This is a genomic window from Bradyrhizobium sp. ARR65 (assembly GCF_000472385.1).
Taxonomy (GTDB): Bacteria; Pseudomonadota; Alphaproteobacteria; order Rhizobiales; family Xanthobacteraceae; genus Bradyrhizobium.
Genome location: NZ_AWZU01000009.1, coordinates 122,258 through 139,291 on the forward strand (window position 1 = coordinate 122,258; position 17,034 = coordinate 139,291).

At 61.3% G+C, this 17,034-nt stretch carries 17 protein-coding genes; 7 read left to right on the top strand and 10 right to left on the bottom strand.

Annotated features, from left to right (window positions below):
- Positions 1 to 37: 37 nt before the first annotated feature.
- The 5 genes from F758_RS0113110 to F758_RS0113130 all read right to left on the bottom strand — a co-directional run bounded on the left by F758_RS0113110 (position 38) and on the right by F758_RS0113130 (position 5,243).
- Positions 38 to 817 carry an ATP-binding protein gene (locus F758_RS0113110; RefSeq protein WP_024508296.1) on the bottom strand — a complete coding sequence of 260 codons (780 nt, stop codon included), beginning with the start codon at positions 815 to 817 and terminating at the stop codon, positions 38 to 40.
- On the bottom strand, positions 741 to 2,549 hold the full coding sequence (locus F758_RS0113115; RefSeq protein WP_024508297.1) for a DAHL domain-containing protein: 1,809 nt from the start codon (positions 2,547 to 2,549) through the stop codon (positions 741 to 743). The genes F758_RS0113110 and F758_RS0113115 overlap by 77 nt, the downstream gene beginning before the upstream one ends.
- Positions 2,546 to 3,541, bottom strand: a complete 996-nt coding sequence (locus F758_RS0113120; protein WP_349542667.1) for a cytochrome-c peroxidase — start codon at positions 3,539 to 3,541, stop codon at positions 2,546 to 2,548. The genes F758_RS0113115 and F758_RS0113120 overlap by 4 nt, the downstream gene beginning before the upstream one ends.
- Before the next feature lie 2 nt (positions 3,542 to 3,543).
- Complete coding sequence (locus F758_RS51780) at positions 3,544 to 4,233, bottom strand: DUF1127 domain-containing protein (protein WP_024508299.1); 690 nt, start codon at positions 4,231 to 4,233, stop codon at positions 3,544 to 3,546.
- 188 nt (positions 4,234 to 4,421) lie between these two features.
- The gene (locus F758_RS0113130; protein ID WP_024508300.1) at positions 4,422 to 5,243 is read right to left on the bottom strand and encodes a response regulator; all 822 of its coding nucleotides are present in this window, start codon (positions 5,241 to 5,243) and stop codon (positions 4,422 to 4,424) included.
- Positions 5,244 to 5,549: 306 nt separating this feature from the next.
- Here F758_RS0113130 and F758_RS51785 point away from each other — a divergent pair, with 306 nt between their 5' ends.
- The 5 genes from F758_RS51785 to F758_RS0113150 all read left to right on the top strand — a co-directional run bounded on the left by F758_RS51785 (position 5,550) and on the right by F758_RS0113150 (position 10,493).
- A complete protein-coding gene (locus tag F758_RS51785) occupies positions 5,550 to 5,756 on the top strand; it encodes a hypothetical protein (RefSeq protein WP_245286486.1) in 207 nt (68 codons plus the stop codon).
- A complete protein-coding gene (locus tag F758_RS43780; protein ID WP_245286487.1) occupies positions 5,720 to 6,496 on the top strand; it encodes a c-type cytochrome in 777 nt (258 codons plus the stop codon). The genes F758_RS51785 and F758_RS43780 overlap by 37 nt, the downstream gene beginning before the upstream one ends.
- 239 nt (positions 6,497 to 6,735) lie before the next feature.
- Positions 6,736 to 7,746 carry a glycosyltransferase gene (locus tag F758_RS0113140; protein ID WP_035721876.1) on the top strand — a complete coding sequence of 337 codons (1,011 nt, stop codon included), beginning with the start codon at positions 6,736 to 6,738 and terminating at the stop codon, positions 7,744 to 7,746.
- A gap of 89 nt (positions 7,747 to 7,835) precedes the next feature.
- A complete protein-coding gene (locus F758_RS0113145; RefSeq protein WP_024508302.1) occupies positions 7,836 to 8,912 on the top strand; it encodes an acyltransferase family protein in 1,077 nt (358 codons plus the stop codon).
- Positions 8,913 to 9,065: 153 nt separating this feature from the next.
- Positions 9,066 to 10,493, top strand: a complete 1,428-nt coding sequence (locus tag F758_RS0113150) for a lipopolysaccharide biosynthesis protein (protein WP_024508303.1) — start codon at positions 9,066 to 9,068, stop codon at positions 10,491 to 10,493.
- Between the two features lie 12 nt (positions 10,494 to 10,505).
- Here F758_RS0113150 and rfbC read toward each other — a convergent pair whose 3' ends face one another.
- Genes rfbC through rfbB form a run of 4 tightly spaced genes read right to left on the bottom strand, consistent with a single transcriptional unit; the run spans position 10,506 to position 13,886 of the window.
- Positions 10,506 to 11,054: a dTDP-4-dehydrorhamnose 3,5-epimerase gene (gene rfbC / locus F758_RS0113155; RefSeq protein ID WP_024508304.1), complete on the bottom strand. Its 549-nt coding sequence runs from the start codon at positions 11,052 to 11,054 to the stop codon at positions 10,506 to 10,508.
- Complete coding sequence (gene rfbA, locus F758_RS0113160) at positions 11,054 to 11,935, bottom strand: glucose-1-phosphate thymidylyltransferase RfbA (protein WP_024508305.1); 882 nt, start codon at positions 11,933 to 11,935, stop codon at positions 11,054 to 11,056. Before rfbA ends, rfbC begins: the two co-directional genes overlap by 1 nt.
- The gene (rfbD, locus tag F758_RS0113165; RefSeq protein ID WP_024508306.1) at positions 11,932 to 12,831 is read right to left on the bottom strand and encodes a dTDP-4-dehydrorhamnose reductase; all 900 of its coding nucleotides are present in this window, start codon (positions 12,829 to 12,831) and stop codon (positions 11,932 to 11,934) included. The genes rfbA and rfbD overlap by 4 nt, the downstream gene beginning before the upstream one ends.
- Positions 12,828 to 13,886, bottom strand: a complete 1,059-nt coding sequence (gene rfbB, locus F758_RS0113170) for a dTDP-glucose 4,6-dehydratase (protein WP_024508307.1) — start codon at positions 13,884 to 13,886, stop codon at positions 12,828 to 12,830. The genes rfbD and rfbB overlap by 4 nt, the downstream gene beginning before the upstream one ends.
- 455 nt (positions 13,887 to 14,341) lie before the next feature.
- Here rfbB and F758_RS0113175 point away from each other — a divergent pair, with 455 nt between their 5' ends.
- Positions 14,342 to 15,364 (top strand): TAXI family TRAP transporter solute-binding subunit, encoded by a 1,023-nt coding sequence (locus F758_RS0113175; protein ID WP_024508308.1) that lies wholly within the window; start codon positions 14,342 to 14,344, stop codon positions 15,362 to 15,364.
- A 506-nt stretch (positions 15,365 to 15,870) separates the two neighbouring features.
- Positions 15,871 to 16,317: a hypothetical protein gene (locus tag F758_RS49520; RefSeq protein WP_157449988.1), complete on the top strand. Its 447-nt coding sequence runs from the start codon at positions 15,871 to 15,873 to the stop codon at positions 16,315 to 16,317.
- Between the two features lie 31 nt (positions 16,318 to 16,348).
- Here F758_RS49520 and F758_RS0113185 read toward each other — a convergent pair whose 3' ends face one another.
- Positions 16,349 to 16,822, bottom strand: coding sequence for a DsrE family protein (locus F758_RS0113185; RefSeq protein ID WP_024508310.1), 474 nt, complete (start codon positions 16,820 to 16,822; stop codon positions 16,349 to 16,351).
- Positions 16,823 to 17,034: the final 212 nt, after the last annotated feature.

The following is a 17,034-nucleotide window of genomic DNA, read 5'->3' on the forward strand; positions in this document are numbered from 1 at the left end:
GGCGGCAGCAGACAGACGCCTCCGCCGCAAGGCCGGCTCATTCCACCGGGCAGGACGCGATCCGCGCCAGCCGGCGCTGCGGCGCTTTTTCCGATCTAGCCGCGGCCGCGCAATGTGCGAGCGCCACGGCAATCTCCTCGGCGACAATGGGCCAGCGCACGATGTCGGCGACGCCGGCGCCCATCAATACATCGGCGCCGGCTTCGATCGCACCCTTGTTGGCCAGCACGATGGGCAGACGCGGCACGGCCGTATGCAATGTGGCCGCCAATTCAAGCGACTGCCTGACCGACCCGAACTGGCTGATGATCGCCATATCGAAACGATCGGGTGCAGCGGCGCAGGCGGCGAGCGCCGCCTCCGCCGTGGCGAATCCGACCGGTTCGTAACCAAGCGCCGCAAGGGTCTCCTCGTCCCGCAGCACGTGCTCTTCGTCCAGCGCCACAAGCATCACTGTCTGGCCTTCTCCCGTCGGAAGGATGCCCGCCCCCGGCTCGGGCGTGAGCTCAGCCGCCAACCGCGGCAACCACACCTCGAAACGGCTGCCCTCGCCCAATTTGCTTTGCACGTTGACCGCACCGCCATGGTCGCGGACGATCTCGCGCACCGTGGCAAGCCCAAGGCCGTTGCCGGACGATCGTGTCGTGAAGAATGGCTCAAAAATCCGCGCCAGCGTCAGCTCATCCATGCCCGCGCCGATATCGGACACGACGACGCAGACGTAAGAGCCCGGCTTGATCTCATCGTGGCTCAGCGAACGCGACTGCGACAGCTCGTGCAGTTCGGTTGCGACCTCGATGTGGCCGCCGTCCGGCATAGCGTTGGCTGCATTGTTGCAGAGATTGAGAATCACCTGCTGGAGCTGCGCACTCTCGCCGGATACGACGGTGGCGGCCGGTGGCTGCCGAATGACGAGATCGATGCCCCGGCGGCAGCGAGGCCTCCATGAGGGACGCGGTTTCGGCGACCAACGCGCCGACGCTGAGCGGCTTGTGGCCGATCTCGCGGCGCCGGCCGAAAACCAGGATCTGGTCGACCAGATCTCGCGCCCGCTCCGCGCCGCGCCGGATCGCGCCGAGATTGCGCACAAGCTTTGCGTCCGAACCGACATACTCTTCCATCACTTCGGAATGACCGAGAATTCCGCCCAATATGTTGTTGAAGTTGTGGGCGATGCCGCTGGTGAAGATGCCGATCTTCTCCATGCGCCGCGCCTGCTGCAAGCGCACTTCCAGGCGCGTACGCTCCTTCTCCATGGATTGCCGCTCGATCGCCTGAACAAAGGTGTCGAGCGCCACTCGCAGCAGCGCGAGCTCGCCTGTATGCGAGATGCGACTGGGCCTGCCGACGGCGTCAAAGCCGAGCGCGACACTGACGCCGGCACTGTCGACGTTGGTCGCGCAGGCCCATCCTCCCAGGCCGACATCAAGGCATGCCGCCTTATCGTCGCCTACCGGCATCGAGCCGACGCGGGGAATATGGACGACGGCATCAGACCCGGCGCCGATCCGACGGGCCAGCTCGGGAGCCCGCGCGGGCCAGCCGGGCGGAGGCTCCATGCCGGGCTTATGCCAGACGTGCAAACGCTGCCGGGGGCCGGACATCACGAAATAGACGCGATCCGAGTCGCTATGGGCCGCGAGATCGGCCAATGCGCCGTCGATTGCGCTGTCGATGTTCTGCGGCGATGCCTTGATGAAGCGCATCGAGATGCCGGCGATCACATGCTCGAGCGCGGCCCGCCGGCGCAGCGCCTGGGCGCCCGATCTCAGTCGAATGCCGAGATAAACGAGGAACCCCACCAGCACAAGCGAGGTGCTGTACAGCAAAAGGCGAAAACATCGGGCGGACTCGCGCGATGTCATCTGGCGCGCCAGGATCAGGCGGCGCAGGGCTTCCTCGTCGCGCTTCTCCGGCAGCGCCCGCATGGACTTCAACGTGTTGTCGACGGAGGGCAGCAACCTGTGCAGCAGGCGCCCATGCGCGAGCAGCGCTTCGACCGCCGCGGCATGGCCACTGCGAGAGGCCTGCTCGTCAAGCTCGTTCAAGCGGTCCTCGACGTCGCTCACCGCCGAGGATGACGTATCGAGCGAAAGGTGCAGGATCGCGGCGGCGGCCCCGCTGATCGCCGGATCGAGATCCGGCGTGAGTGAATTGACGCCGAGACGTCCGAAAAAGGCCAGCGAGTTGTGCAGCAGCGCGTTTTCGCTCTTGAACAGCTCCACCAACTGCTCCTGCCGGTCGAGCGAGAGCGCCAGCCGATCGACGGCCAGCGTGGTTTCGTCATCCAGGTCGGATGCACGGCTCAGACGTTCGAGCGAGTCGCGCAGAGCATTGATCTCGCTCACCAGCGGATCGTAGTTGCGCAGCATGCCGGCGCGCGCGGTGAAAATATCGCGATACAGCGCGTTCTCGAACATGCCGAAGCGATCGAGCTGGGCGAGGGCGCGGTCGAACAGCTCGGCGTCGGGATTGGAGGCGCGCGACGAGAACCAGGTGAGCAATGCGACCAGAATGACGACGATTGCCGTTGCAGGCGCGGCTCTCATGGCGAGGCTCCTACAACGGGTTTGCCGCGATAATTCCCGGTCAGCGTCTGGAGGAACGCCACCACGGATGCGACCTGCTGATCGGTGAGCGTGCGGTCGAGCTGCGCCGCCGCCATCCGGCGCACCGCCTCTTCGAGCGTCGCTGCGCTTCCGTCGTGAAAATAGGGCGCTGTCGTCGCGACGTTGCGCAGGCTTGGCACGCGCACGATCTTGGGCTGTCCTTCAACTAAGGGCCGAAACACACCCTGTCGCTCGAACAAATTGCCGCCGACATTGACCCCCTGGTGACAGGAGCTGCATCCGTATGATTTGAACATGCGATAGCCTTCGAGCTCGTCCGAAGAGAGCGCCGTCGCCTCACCTTCGAGCCAGCGATCAAACCGGCTTCCCGGCGTGAGCAAGGAGCGCTCGAACGTCACGAGCGCATCTAGAAAATTGTCGCGATCGGGCGCCTGCCCATAGGCGGCATAAAACTGCCGGCTGATGGCCGGATCGGCGTTCAGCTTGCGAACGACCTCGGCGACACTCGAGTGCATATCATTGCCCGGACTTTCAATCGACGAGACGGCTTGCGCCGCCAGGGTGCGAAAATTGCCTTCCCAGTTCAGGCGGAAACTGAGCGCGGCGTTGAACACCGTGGGCGTGTCGAACGGCAGCCGCGTCCCGTCCTGCGCCATCCTGCGCCGGTTGCGGTCGGCGCCGTTGGTGCGGAGATCATGACAGGACGAGCAGGCGACATTTCCGGTCGCGGAAAGGCGGCCGTCACCGAACAGGCGTTCGCCCAGCGCCAGCTTCAGCGGATCGGCGGCGGGCGGCGGCGGTATAGGCGTGATCGGCTCCTGATCGGCCGTGTGGTTCGTTTGCGCAGGTGCTGGCGGCGGCGCCGGAGCCTGAGTCGCCGCGATGCTCACCAGCAGCACGACGACGCAAGCCAATGCCCAGAGCGGAGGCGATAGGCGCGCGCTGATCGCTGGCGACCATGCCCGCATCATCCTCACCGGCCTTCGCCCTTGACGGCGGCTTCGATATCGCTGCGGCATAGGCCGATGTCGCGTAGCGATCGGTCGTCGAGCGCCTTGAGTTCGATGACGGCGCCGCGCCGCACGCGCGCCTGCCGCACGCTCCTGAACCAGACCGTCGCGGCGGAGCTGATCGACACATACCAAGGCGCCTCCTGCTGCGATGTCGGTAGCGAGGGCTCAGGCGGCTCCGACAGCGGAAGCGGTTCGTGACTCTCGACCCCCGGCGCTGCCGTGCCGGCAATCACGCGCAGCTTGGGCCTTGGGCTTGCAGCGCTTCCGCAGGCGCGCGGCAACGCTGATGTCAGCGGGTTTGCAGCCTTCGCGTCATCCTCCGCCGGCACAGGCACCATGTACATGGCCTCGCCGTAAGCGGCGCAGCCAGCGAGAAATTCGCCAATCACGCAGGTGACGATGCCCAGCAGGACATTCGGAAACGTCGTCCCGGCACCAGCTCCCAATCGCGCAAACGCTTCGAAGGTGAAGCGAAGCACCGCCGGCGGGATATCACGTCGCGCGATATCCTGCCGCGCTATCGCGCGCCGGTCATCGTCGAAAGGGCGGATCGGAATCGGATGCCGACCAATCCGGCGTATCTCTTGAGTTTGCGATTCCGCCTGGACGACGGACAATTGCCTTGAGGACAATTGCTTCGAGAATGGCATCGATATCTCCCTGGCAATGCGAGTCAGGGAGACTCTGTCGCGCGGATGTTTCCGCAGCATTCCGCTGCCGCAAATTAAGGCTACGGTTGTAATGCGGTCTGACGCCGCGCTTGGCCTGGAAGGGGGCGTCGCGCGGCCTCGTGGTCGCAGCGAGGTGCTCGAAGTCCGCTCGGGCCTGCGCTCTCGCATCAGAGCTGTTCGACAGGCAGCGCGAAAACGTATCCCACGCCGCGTTCGGTGCGGATGATGGAGGGCGAGCTCGGATCGGTTTCCAGCTTGCGCCGAAGACGCAGCACCTGCACGTCGATGCTGCGGTCAAAGACATCTTCGTGAATTCGCGTCGCCTGCAGAAGATGCTCGCGGGAGAGCGGGCGCTGTGGCGCATCGACAAAGGCGAGCAAGAGCGCGTACTCGCCCTTGGTGAGGGCGATCGGCTCGCCGCGCGAATTGGTCAGTCGCCGGCTCCGGCGGTCAAGCTGCCAATCGCCGAAACGGCAGCGGCCTTTCTCGACGTCGCGCTGGGCCGCGGTCTGTCCGGCTTCCCGCCGCCGCAAAACGGCGCGGATGCGCGCCAGGAGTTCCCGCAAGCCAAACGGCTTGGTGATGTAGTCGTCGGCTCCGAGCTCCAGTCCGACCACACGGTCGATCTCGTCGCGCCGATGTCCCGTGGTGATGATCACGGGCACATCGGAGTTCGCGCGGATCTCGCGCAAGAGATCGAGACCGTCTTCCTGACCAAGCCTGAGATCAAGCACCACCAGGTCCGGCTGGCTGCGGGCAAGCAGGCCTGCCACCTCATCCCGGCGCGAGGCGGAGATCGCGCGGATGTCGTGATCCTCAAGATAATTCGTCACCAGGTGCCGCATGGTGCTGTCGTCCTCGACGACCAGGCACACCGGCGATTTGCGATCCGTGCTGTTGCTCGCGGACGCCGGTCCGGGCGGCGCAAATGCATTGCTGTCGAATTGGCTGGCTGGGCGGGCCGCGAGGCTCTCGGTCCTTTCAGTCATCATATTCTCCGGCGCCCCCGGTATCGCTATAGGGCACACCACCTTGCGCTGCAGCACACGTTTCAGAGAGCGATCTGTTATCGGTTCGCGATTTTTCGAGCGACTTGTCGGCGTCGCGGCATCGGCGATGAGGCGCTTGGTTACAGTCGTAACGCGAATGGGCTCTGGCGAAATGAATTTGGCATCGCACGCCCGATAATTCCGCCATCGCTGGTCTCCAATGCCGCGGCTGAGCCGTCCGGTCGGTTCGCCGGCAGGTCACGACGAATCTGCCCGTCGCGACCTACGACACATCGGATGATTACGATGGTTGAATTGTTCGAACCCGCAGTTCCGATTGCCACTGCCGCCCTGCTGGCCCGCTCAAGCGTCCATGCCTGGCGCGCAAAAAATCCTTGGCTGAAATGGGGCGGCGCGAGCCTTGCCGCTTTGCTGGCCGCAATCCTGGTGGCGCTGGGCGTCGTATTGATCCTGGATTGTTCAAGCTACATGCGCGCAGCGCGCCGACCGTGAGGCTGAAGGTGACCGGCACGGCCGAACAGATTCGCCGCGGCGAGGCGATCGCCGCAAGCTTCTGCGGCGGTTGCCATGCGCCGAACGGCGCCCTCACCGGCGGTCGCGACATCGCGCAAGAACTTCCCCTGCCCATCGGCTCTTTCGTCTCCTCCAATCTCACGTCCGCCGGACTGAGCGGATGGAGCGATGGCGACATCTTCCGCGCCATTCGCTATGGCGTCGACCGCGACGGCCGCTGGCTGATCATCATGTCCTACACCAATGCCGGAAAGCTCAGCGACCAGGATCTCTGGGCCGTCATCGCCTATCTCCGCAGCCTGCGTCCGGACGGAGAACCCACTCCTGATCCACCCGATCATCTCAACCTGCTCGGCATCATGATGCTGGGTGCCGGCATGCTGCCGACCGGCAAGCCGGTGTCGGCCGGCGTGGTCACCGCGCCGCCGAGGGCTCCGACCTCCGACTATGGCGAATATCTCGTGTCCTATCTCGATTGTCGTGAATGCCACGGCGCGATGCTGACCGGTGGCACTCCCGGTCAGCTTGCTCCGCTCGGACCGGATCTCAGCCTCGTCAAGACCTGGAGATTCGAAGACTTCGTCTTGACGCTGCGCACCGGCGTCGATCCCTATGGCCATCAACTCGGCAAGCAGATGCCGTGGCAACCGATCAGCCGGTTGGACGATGACGAGCTTCGCGCGATCTACGAATATCTGGCGGGATTGCCGAACATGTAGACGGCTTCCCGCGGCCCGCATCATGACTGCAATCGAGGGCCGCGCCGCGCGAGCAAGGCAGGAACCCGCGCCGTCGCGGCTTTCAAATGTGACGTTATTGAGTCATTGAGTCCACGAGCGGAACGGTCCGAGGCGGTTTTGCCGCTTTTTTCATCGATGCTGGCAGGGGTCGCGCGCCGATATTTGTGCTAAGCTGCCCGAGCATCGGTTGCAGTCATCCCGCCTAAACCATGTGAGTTATGAGTAAGCCAACATCGAAGACCGTATCAGTCGTGCTCGCGACACATAACGGAGCCCAATATGTTGAGGAGCAGATCAAGAGCATCGCCGCCCAGACGCTCGCTCCTTTCGAATTGATCATTTCCGACGACGCCTCGAGCGACAATACGCTCCAGATCATTCAGGACGTATTGGCGGAATGTCATTTCACCACAAAAATCGTTCGAAACGAAAAAGCGCTCGGCTTCCGGGACAATTTTCTCAAGGCCTGTCTGCTTGCGCGGGGCGATTTCATCGCATTCAGCGATCAGGACGACGTCTGGCATCCGACGAAGCTGGAGACGTGTTCGCAATTCTTCGAAGACAGGACGGTTTCCCTTATTGCCCACGCCGCAACACTCATTGACGATGCGTCCAATCCCATCGGCATGTTTCGCCAGGGGATTACGAATACGACCGTCAAACCGCCTCTCAGCTATGACCCCTGGGACACCTTTTGGGGGTTCTCGATGGTGTTTCGCCGCGAGATCATCGAGCTGGTGGACATTCAGGACAGGATCATCGACTACATCGTCCCGAGCGAACGGCTCGCGCACGACAGATGGGTCATGTTGCTTGGACAGATGGTCGGCGCGACCGCCGAAATCAAGGAGCCGCTTGTAGGCTACAGGCAGCACGCAACCAATCTCTTCGGCTCACAGAGGCGCAAGCATTCCGCCTTCGATCTTCGCCGGCGATCGGAAATCTACATCAATGCCACCTCTCAGATGCTCGACGTCGTGGCAAAAATGCCGACGGACACCAACGAGAGTTTTCCGCTGTTCGACAAAGACCGCTGTCATCGGTTTTTGAGCTCTGCCCTCCTCCAGCTCACGCGCAGACACACGATCTACGAATCTCCGTCGACGTCGACGGCCTTCCGCCAAATCTGGGCCTGTCTTAGCCAGGGCTCCTACAGGAATGTCCATGACGGCAGCATGCGCTGGAAGTCGCTCATGAGGGACGCCAAGTTTGCCGCGCTGGGCGCCTAGCCGAACCCATTCACTACAGTTATAAACGATCCAAGTTCAATTATTGCCGGAGCCCTTGACCAAATCATCATCACAAAATTCGGTTTTTCATGACCACTCCGATTACTCGCACCGATCATTACACGACGCTCGACGGCATCAGGGGATTTGCGGCCTTATCGGTCCTCGCATTTCATCTTGGTCGCTGGCTCGATATTCCCTGGCTCTGCGCCAACGGCAATCTTTCGGTCGATACTTTTTTCTGCCTGAGCGGCTACGTCCTTCCCCTCGCCTATGGACGGAAGATCGCCACCCTCTCCATGAACGCGTTTATCGTCACGCGCCTGATACGGCTGATGCCGATGATTGTGCTGTCGGTCGCCATCAGCGCACCTTACGTGTTCTTTCGAAGCGTCGTCTCCCACATCGACGTTTCCGCGGCAGCGATCTTATCGGCTGCGCTGCTGGGCGTATTGAACTTGCCGTACCTCTACGCGCCGCCTGCCGTCGGGGGGCCGCAGCTCTTCCCGTTGAACGGACCTCAGTACTCGCTCTTCCTCGAAGTCGTCGCGAACATCATCTGGTGGGCGGGCCGCTACCTGCCTCAGATGGCGGTCGCCGCTGTCGTCGCCGTCGTCTCTGCGGAAATACTTGTTCTCATCGGAATCGGCGGAGATACCACCGAGACGTTCTGGTATGGTTTTCCGCACGTGGGCGCCTCATTCGCGCTCGGCGTTCTCATCTATCACCTCGATCAGCGACTGCCCTCCTGGCGCGGCTGGACACCGCTCTTCTGGGGCCTGACCGCAAGCATGATCGTCATTTTTTTCGCTCCATATGAAGCAACTTTCACTGTAAAACTCGCATGGAAATTATTTCTGTCCCCGCTGCTGGTGCTCGCGGGCGCTCACGTTCAATTCGGAAAGAGGATAGATTCATTTGCCCTTGGGATCGGCGCCCTGTCGTACCCTGTCTACGCGCTGCACTATCCGCTGTTCTGCTGGATCAACGGCGCTTTCAGGATGCTGCTGGGTTCGCGGGACGGCTGGATCGAGGCGACCCTGATCTTCGTGGCCGTGATCGGCTTGAGTTATCTGGCACTACGTGCCTACGATGAACCGGTGCGATCCTATTTGTCGCGAAAGCTCGTTGCCAGGCGGGCGAAAGCGGCCGTTCCCGCCGAATAGACGAGCCGGCGATGCCGTCCGTACGCATCTTGCGGTGAACGAGCTGCCGACGATGATGGATTGGCGGCGGAACCGCGGCAAAGCAACCCTGACGCAAGCAAGACTCGACATGCCGGTTCGCGCCGCCTGTCTGACAAGAGAACGAGATCCGGAATGCTGACCACCAAGACAATTCTCGGCGCCGGCTGGACGGTGTCGTCGCGACTGGCCGGCCGCCTGATTGACTTCGTGACCGTCCTCGTCCTCGCCCGAATGCTGTCTCCGGCCGACTTCGGGCTGACGGCACTCGCCATGACGCTCACGACGATCGTCGACATGGTGCTCGAGGTTCCGCTCATTCAAGCGCTGACGCGGCTGCCCGAGGTGAGAAAATCTCACATCGACACGGCCTTCACGCTGGGCGTCTTACGGGGACTCTTTCTCCTGTTTGTCGTCCTCGCGGCGGCCTGGCCGTTCTCCTACATCTACCACGACAATCGCCTGATCCCGCTGGTGGCGACGACTGCGATCGGGCCGTTGATGCGAAGCTTCTACAGCCCGGCGATGGTCAAGTATGTTCGGGAGATGAGCTTCCGGCAGATCTTCATCGCAGAGTTTGTCGGAAAGATCATTGCCGCCACGATCGCGATCTCGGTGCTGTATCTGGGCGGCGGATATTGGGCCATCGTCGCGAACGGCGTCTCAGCGTCCGTCGCGGCAACATTGATCTCCTATATTCTTGCGCCGTACCGACCAAGGATCACCCTGGCCGATTTTTCCGATTTCTCCGGCTTCCTCGGGTGGTTCAGTACCGCCCAGATCGTCATCGCGTTCAGTTGGCAGTTCGACCGGATATTGCTTGGATACTTCGTCAATAGATCCGACCTCGGGCACTACACGATGGCTACCGACCTCGCGGTCTTGCCGACGCAGAGCCTGATCGGTCCGGCGATGCAGCCGGTCATGGCGGCATTCTCCAGAATCCACAACGATCGCAAGCGGCTTCAGAATGCGTATTCGAAGGCATCGCAATTGACGATGCTGGTCGCGGTCCCGATTTGTATCGGCATGTCCTTGACGTCGGATCTGCTCGTGAACGTGCTCCTGGGAGCCAAATGGAAGGAGGTCGACGTCTTCCTGCAGTGGCTGGCCCTCGCCACCATGCTCAGCGCCTTCTATCCTCCGGTCCATGCCCTCGCTCTGGCCACCAACCGGACCAATGTCGTCTTTCGATTGAGCCTCACGGAGTTTCTGTTGCGGATCGTCCTGATACCGCTGGGGCTTCATTTCTATTCACTCATGGGCGCGATTTTTGCGCGCCTGCTCATCTCGCTGATCATGTTCGTTTTGGTTTTTGCAACCGCGCGGCAACTGACTGGCTTCAATACCGCAACCGAGGCTTTCAAGCTGGGAAAGATCGCGGCGGCCGGCGTCATCATGGCGCTGCTCGTCCTGGTCGTCCGTCACGAGATGGCGGCGCAGCACGTTGGGATGCTGATCGAGCTGGTCGTTACGGTCTGTGTCGGCGCCGCGGTCTACTTCGGCGCGCTCTATGCGCTTGGGGTCCGGCTGATGACGAACTGGAGGCTGGCGATCGGTTGATTCCTGCCGGCTTCAGCCGAACACCTCGGCACCGCGCAGCGCCGGCGCCTGCGCGTCCTTCTCGCTCATGATCGGGCTCTCCGTCAGCGGCCAATCGATGCCGATGTCCGGATCATCCCATCGAATGCAGCGCTCGTCGGCTTTGCTGTAGATATCGGTCGTCTTGTAGAGGAACTCGGTGTCGTCCTGCAGCGCGAGGAAGCCATGGGCAAATCCCACGGGCACCCAGAGCTGCCGACGATTTTCGGCCGTGAGCAAAGCCCCTGCCCATCGTCCAAAGGTGCCGGAGCTCTTGCGAATGTCCACGGCAACGTCAAAGGCCGCTCCACGCACGACACGAACGAGCTTGCCTTGCGCATGCGGCGGCAACTGGTAATGCAGGCCGCGTAGGACGCCTTTTCTGGACACTGAATGATTGTCCTGCGGAAAGTCGCAGCGCAATCCTGTCGCCATTTCGAAGATCGGCCGGCTGAAGCTCTCAAAGAACGCGCCCCGGTCGTCCGCATAGACGCGAGGCTGAAAAACGATCAGCTCCGGAATGGTCAGACGACTGTAGTCCATCAGCTACCGGCCTCCTTGGCGAGCGTCAGCAGATATTGCCCGTAACCGCTCTTGCCGAGCGAGGCGGCGAGCGAGACCAGCTCGTTGGTCGATATCCAGCCCTGGCGCCAGGCGATCTCTTCGAGACACGCGATCTTCTGACCTTGTCGCTTCTCGATGGTCGAGATGAACTGTCCGGCATCAAGAAGAGAGTCGAAGGTACCGGTATCGAGCCAGGCAAAACCTCTGCCCAACAGCTCGACGTTCAGCGCGGATCGCTCCAGATACAGGCGGTTGAGATCCGTGATCTCAAGCTCGCCGCGCGCGGATGGTTGCAAGGACTTGGCGAGTTCGACGACTTCGCCGTCATAGAAATACAGGCCCGTCACCGCATAATTCGACTTCGGAACCTTCGGCTTCTCCTCGATCGACAGGACCTCGCCACGACTGTTGTACTCCACGACGCCATAGCGCTCCGGATCAAGAACGTGGTACGCGAACACGGTTGCGCCCTTTGTTCGGTTTGCCGCCCGATTCAGCAGCTCCGGCAGACCATGACCAAAGAAAATGTTGTCGCCGAGCACCAGGGTCGATTGATCATTGCCGATGAATTTCTCGGCGATAAGAAAAGCCTGAGCCAGGCCTTCGGGATTGGGCTGAACAGCATAGGAGATGTTGAGCCCCCAGGATCCGCCGTCGCCCAGCAAGCGCCTGAAACGCGGCGTGTCTTCAGGCGTCGAGATGATCAACACATCCCGGATATCCGCAAGCATGAGCGTCGAGAGCGGATAATAGATCATCGGCTTATCGAAGACCGGCAGAAGCTGCTTGGAGATGGAAAGAGTCGCCGGCCAAAGCCGGGAGCCGGTACCGCCTGCGAGAATGATGCCTTTGCGGTTCAAATGAAATTTCCTTTGATCACGTCCGCCACAAATTTTCGCATGTCCGATTGCCAGGGCGGCAGGGAGACACCCAAACCATGCTCGAGCTTTGTTGTACTTAATCGCGAGTTCAGTGGCCGCGCGGCGGGCGTGCGGTAGTCCGCGGTCGCAATCGGCCTAATGCCTTCGGGTGAAAGCGTCAGCGGCACGCCCTGCTGCCGGGCGTCGGCGACGATGAACTTTGCCAGATCCGCGCGGCCGACCTCCCCTGAAGCTGCCAAGTGATAGATACCCGAGAGGCTCGAGGCTGCCGCGCCGGACCCGGCGATCTTCGCCAGGGCGTTTGCGGTGATCTCGGCAATCAGGCCGGCGCTGGTCGGGGCCCCGACCTGATCGGACACGACATCGATGTTGGCGCGCTCCTTTCCCAATCGCAGGATCGCAGCCGGAAAATTGTTGTGCCCCGGCGCATAAACCCAGCTCACTCTGAATATGAGGTGCTTGCAGCCGGAGCTGGTGACGGCCTGCTCTCCTTCCAGCTTGGTTGCGCCATAGACGCTGAGAGGCTTTGCCTCGTCCGTTTCGACATACGGCGCCTGCTTCAGGCCGTCGAAAATAAAGTCGGTCGAGAAATGGATGAGCCAGCCGTTTCCCATACAGCGCGCCAGCGCCGCGACGGCTTGCGAATTCACCAGGCGCGCGCGTTCCGGCTCGCTTTCCGCCTTATCCACGGCCGTATAAGCCGCCGCGTTGACGATGACGTCGGGCCGTACCATTTCGACGAGGTCCGTCAGCGCATCCACTCGTTCAAGATCGGCCTCGGCCCGACCGCAAGCGATGAGCTGGCCGAGCGGCTGGAGCCGCCGCTGCAACGCCCGGCCCAACTGACCGTTCTTGCCGAGCAAGAGCATCTTCATGCGTAGTGTCTCGCCACCCAGTCCCGGTAGGCGCCGCTGGTGACCCGTTCGACCCAACCGGAATTGTCGAGGTTCCACCGGATCGTCTTTTCGAGGCCACTCTCGAAGCTTTCCAGCGGCCGCCAGCCCAGTTCGCTCTTGAGCTTTCTGGCATCGATCGCATAGCGCCGGTCGTGGCCCGGCCGATCTTTGACGAAGGTGATCTGATCCGCATAGGTCCTGTTGTGACCAAGCGGCCGCAATCGATCGAGAATGTCACAGACGCTCTTGACGACATCGATATTGGCGCGCTCGCTCTCGCCGCCGACATTGTATGTTTGACCGGGGCGGCCGCCCTTCAGGACCGCGCGCAACGCACCGCAGTGGTCCTTGACGTAGAGCCAGTCGCGCACCTGTCTGCCGTCGCCGTAGAGAGGCAGGGGCTTGCCGCGCAGCGCATTGTGGATCACGAGCGGGATGAGCTTTTCTGGAAAGTGGTAAGGGCCGTAATTGTTGGAGCAGTTGGTGATGAGCACCGGCAAGCCGTAGGTCTCACCATAAGACCTCACGAGATGATCCGATGCCGCCTTGCTCGCGGCGTAAGGGCTGTTGGGCCGGTATGGATTGTTCTCGCTGAAGGGCAGCTCATCCGGCCCAAGGCTGCCATAAACCTCGTCCGTGGAGACGTGAAGAAATCGGAAACTGTCCTGCCGATCGGCGCTCAATCCCGACCAATAGCGTCTCACCGCATCCAACAGCTTGAACGTGCCAACCACATTGGTGTCGATGAAGGCACCCGGCCCAACGATCGAGCGGTCCACATGGCTTTCGGCGGCGAAGTTAACGACAGCAGTGACATTCTCCGACGCCAGCAGGTCGCTGACGAGAGCTTCGTCCTCGATCGCCCCGAGCACGAAGCGGTGTTGCGCGCAGCCATCGAGCGAAGCGAGATTTTCGCGGTTGCCAGCGTAGGTCAGCTTATCGAGGCTGACCACGTCCTCAAGCCCAGCACCAATCCAATCAAGTACAAAATTCGAGCCGATGAACCCAGCGGCCCCAGTAACAAGAATCGACATTTACACCCCGCAAAATGGCAAGGTCGTCAGGCAAGCCACTTTAGGTCAGAACCGGTGGCATGAAAATGACCTGCCGCTGGTATCCTGGTCCGCAACCCCAAAGGGCGCTGCTCGCGGGCGGAGCGAACGACCTCTGGTCCAGCTCCAGCGTTCGCCATGTCACAGCCGGCAATTCGGGCGGGCGGACAAGCGGTGAACCGTTCGCCCCGCCGATAGCCGCGCACGCAAGCCAGGGTTGGGACGGGCAGCAAGAAGCGCGTGCGGATGGCCCGCGCCAGGATACGCTGCCGAGACGAAGAATGGATGCGTCGCGCTGGAACATCCAGCAAGGAACTTGAAGCGGCCCGCAGATTCCGGCTCACCTTGCGAAAAATCGGTATATAATCGAACTCTTTTCAGCATCTGGGGCAGATATTCGTCGTCGGTTAGTTACAATTTATAGTTGAGATATAGTCATGGTCGTTTTCGTGCGACTTGTTCTTGTTGTCTCAATCCTGCTATTCGCGATGTCCGATCTCACGAGCGCACGCTCTCGACGATCAGCCGACGACGTGCTCGGCACTCAACGTGCGGCGGAGATGGAAATCAGGGATCAGGTCAACGCCTGGAGCGTCGGTCTCGCCGGCGGTTTGCTCGAAGGCGCACCGATCCGGTTCGCGACTGAAATGGCCCGGATCGTTAACGACAACGGTCAGATGCACGTCCTGCCCATCGTCACCCGCGGTCCCACCGAAAACGTCAACGACCTTCTTTACCTGAAGGGCGTCGACGTCGCGATCATCAACAGCGACTCCCTGGAGGAGTACAAATCGCAGGTGCCTCAGATCCAGCAACGGATCGTTTACATCCTCAATCTGTTTCCGTCCGAACTCCACATCTTCGTTCGGCCCGAGATTCACACACTGGCAGACCTGGCCGGGAAGAAGGTCAATTTCAATACGCAAGGCACCGCCGCCGCTTATTCAGGACCTCTCATCTTCAGCCGTCTCGGCATAGACGTTGACAAGACCTTCATCCCGCATCCCGCTGCCCTCGAGCTGATGAAGCGCGGGGAGATTGCGGCTGTCGTTTTCGTCACGACAAAGCCGGTGGATGCTTTCGTGAAGGGAAAGTGGGGCGACGGATTCAAATTCCTTCCGGTCGAGTACGGTCCGAAATTCGAGGACTACTATTTGTCTTCCTATCTTGAGGCGACTGACTATCCCGGCCTCATCGCCAAGGGCGAGCGGATCGCCACAATCTCGGTTCCTACGATCCTGGCAGCGTTCAATTGGCGTCCCGACTCGCCCCGCTATCGTCGCGTGGCGCGATTTGTCGACGAGCTGTTCGGCCATTTCGACAGGCTGCGCTCACCCGGCTTCGATGCCAAGTGGAAGGACGTCAATCTCTCCGAGCGGGCTCCGGGGCTGGAACGCTTTCGGGCGGCCCAGGAATGGCTGAATCGCTACGCAACGACGAAACAGAGCGGAGATCCGTGATGTGGACCCGACTGGCAGGCATTGCGCTGTTTGTCGCGGGCGGTATCGCTCAAGCGCAATCCGCCAGCGAAAATTCGCCCACACTGGAATCGTGCTTCCAGGACGTTCGTGTCGCGGACGCGATCTGCTCGAAATTGTCAGATCCGGAACAGCGAGTAAATTGCTCCGTAAGGGCACAGAAGGTGGAGCTTGAATGCCTGGAACGCGTCCTCGCCGTGGCGCCCGCCGGGCGGAAAGTACCCGCAGCTCCTTCCGACACGGCGCAGTCGACGCCTCCCTCCGCTACGGCGGTGCCGACCGCGTCTTCAGTGGGCGGAGAGAAGGAGACTGTGCCGGTGGATCCGACCGCAAGCATTCCCGTCGGCAGGTCCGCGGCGCGGCCAGACGCCGCGGCGAAATCGCCTTCGCCAAGCAGTCTTTCATCGTTTGCCGAGGCGCCCAGCACATCGATACGGACTGACGCATCTTCCAAGGACGACAGGCTCGCTGGGAAGTCGAATTGGATTGTGAGCGAGACAACATCGCCCGTCGACTTTGCTCCGCTCGTGACCGCAGTGCTTCATTCAGGGGCGGGCGCGAAAGACAGCGGCGATATGCTCTCGGTTCGATGCCGCTCCCATCAAGCCGAGGTTTCGCTCCGCATGGGCGGCGCATGGACGGTGCGACAGCACGATAAGCTCCCGGTTGACTATCAAATCAACGACCAATCGCCTGTTCGGCAACAATGGACCGTATCGGCAGACGGAAAGACCGCAGTCTACAAAGGTGACGCCATCGCGTTTTTGCAATCGATCCCCGAGGGCGCAACGATGAGAGTCTCCTTCACCGACAAGCAAGGCATTCGCCCTGAAGCGATCTTTCACCTCACCGGACTATCCGTCATTCGACAGAAAATCGCGGCTGCCTGCGAGCGGACGCCAGTGACCGCCAAAACCTCATTCGGAGCGCGGTGAAAGAGGAGCCCGCGCCCGTCCATGATGCGGTTCAGGGTCGGATGTAACTCCAGCCCTTCTCCTGCAATTCCATCAGATGGATGACGCCTGAAGGAACGATCACCGCGTCCGACACGAGGTCGATCGCGTGCCCCTCCTTTTTCTCCATCCCTTGCTTGGTGACATTGCATGCGGAAAACTGGATCGTGCTCGGGAACGCCACGCCCTTCAATTGCTTGATCCGATCCTGCACCGGCGATGTATCGGCTCGAAGCATGTTAAGGCCCGGGCCGTAGGTGACGATATCCACCGCCACTTCTTCGCCCTTCGACCGATAATATTCGATGACGTTGTTGGCGTTGTTGAGGGCGAGATTCATGACCGCCGGATCGTTCTGGTCGATCTGGATGAGGAGGCGATGCGGTTTGGCCGACTGATGTGCGCGAGTGTCGGCCGCTCGACCGGCCGAAACAACAATCAAGGAGGACAACGCCACGACGACGGTCCGAAAAAACCATTTGCGCATGACAATCTCCCATCAATTAAACCGACAATAGGCAATCGATTGCGTCTCGTATTAAATTCCACCGGCAGTCGTCTGCCAATCCAAATCATGCGACTGCCAAACGTCTGAAGCACCATCAGCAAGGCCGATGCAGTGGCTAGCTTGGCTCTGACCCGTGCAAGAGTACCTTCCCGTCCCGCGCGGCGCCTTCAAGCGGGGGCCAAGCACGCGGC